General features: G+C 48.6%; 2 protein-coding genes. One reads left to right on the top strand and one right to left on the bottom strand.

The window, feature by feature from the left end:
* Nucleotides 1–666, top strand: a 666-nt coding sequence (locus GOU96_RS17575; protein WP_324702071.1) for an L-serine ammonia-lyase, incomplete at its 5' end; no start/stop codon positions are given.
* 88 nt (nucleotides 667–754) lie between these two features.
* On the opposite strand, the gene queD is transcribed toward GOU96_RS17575, so the two are convergent.
* Nucleotides 755–1,117, bottom strand: coding sequence for a 6-carboxytetrahydropterin synthase QueD (queD, locus tag GOU96_RS17570; protein WP_000845978.1), 363 nt, complete (start codon nucleotides 1,115–1,117; stop codon nucleotides 755–757).
* Between the last annotated feature and the right edge of the window lie 137 nt (nucleotides 1,118–1,254).

Genomic DNA, 1,254 nt, shown 5'->3' with positions numbered 1-1,254 from the left:
TCTTTGCGTGTACCACGCCGTGCGGCAGCGCTGCGTCAACAACTGCTGACGTCCGAAAAAACCACCAACGATCCAATGGCGGTGGTTGACTGGGTAAACATGTATGCGTTTGCGGTTAACGAAGAAAACGCAGCAGGCGGTCGCGTGGTAACGGCACCGACTAACGGTGCGTGTGGCATTATCCCTGCCGTACTCGCCTACTACGACAAATTCATCCAAACCGTGACGGAGAAAGACTACATCCGTTACTTCGCCGCGTCTGGCGCGATTGGTGGTCTGTACAAGCGTAATGCCTCTATCTCTGGTGCGGAAGTGGGCTGTCAAGGTGAAGTGGGTGTCGCTTGCTCTATGGCAGCAGCCGGTCTTGCTGAGCTTTTAGGCGGTAGCCCTGAGCAAGTCTGTATGGCCGCTGAAATCGCGATGGAACATAACCTTGGTTTGACTTGTGACCCAGTTGCAGGACAAGTACAAGTGCCATGTATCGAGCGTAACGGCATTGCAGCGGTGAAAGCGATCAACTCAACCCGTATGGCGCTGCGTCGTTCCTCTGCCCCACGCGTTTCACTGGATAAAGTGATTGAAACCATGCTGGAAACCGGCAAGGACATGAATGCTAAGTACCGTGAAACCTCACAAGGTGGCTTGGCAATCAAGGTGATCTGTTAATCAGAACCTTTTGTGGTTACAAAAACGCCCGGATATCCGGGCGTTTTTTTATGCTTTGCATAATCAGATTACATCTCACATCAATGCGCTATTCACCGCGATAAATACAACCCGCCGTGCAGGTTTCTTTGATCTCGACTTTGCTCAGCAGCGGTAAACTGGGCTTGAGCTGTTGCCAAATCCACTTTGCCAACACTTCACTAGTTGGGTTTTCTAACCCTTCGATATCATTCAGATAATAGTGATCGAGACGATCATAAATCGGTTTGAATGCGGCTTTAATTTCCGCAAAATCCACAACCCAACCTGTATGGGGATCAACCTCACCTTCAACATACAGACGAACTAAAAAAGAGTGTCCATGCAAACGACCACACTTATGACCAGCGGGTACATGCGGTAAGTGGTGAGCAGCCTCAAACATAAACTCTTTGTATAATTCTGTTTTCATCATCATTCTCGGGGCATAAAAAGAGCCGCAATACTAAGAAATCTCTGCTGCTGAAACAAGGCTATTCAAAACATAATTCGGACAAACCGCCCCTCTCACACCAGCGACTGAGAAACATTCCTCAATAATCAATGCAA

Origin of the sequence: Vibrio sp. R-1 (assembly GCF_035615595.1) — a bacterium.
Taxonomy (GTDB): domain Bacteria; phylum Pseudomonadota; class Gammaproteobacteria; order Enterobacterales; family Vibrionaceae; genus Vibrio; species Vibrio cholerae.
This window is presented reverse-complemented; position numbering and strand designations above follow the sequence as displayed.

Coding starts and splice junctions, on each gene's coding strand:
- queD (WP_000845978.1), bottom strand. CDS start 1,117: ATGAAAACAGAATTATACAAAGAGTTTATGTTTGAGGCTGCTCACCAC.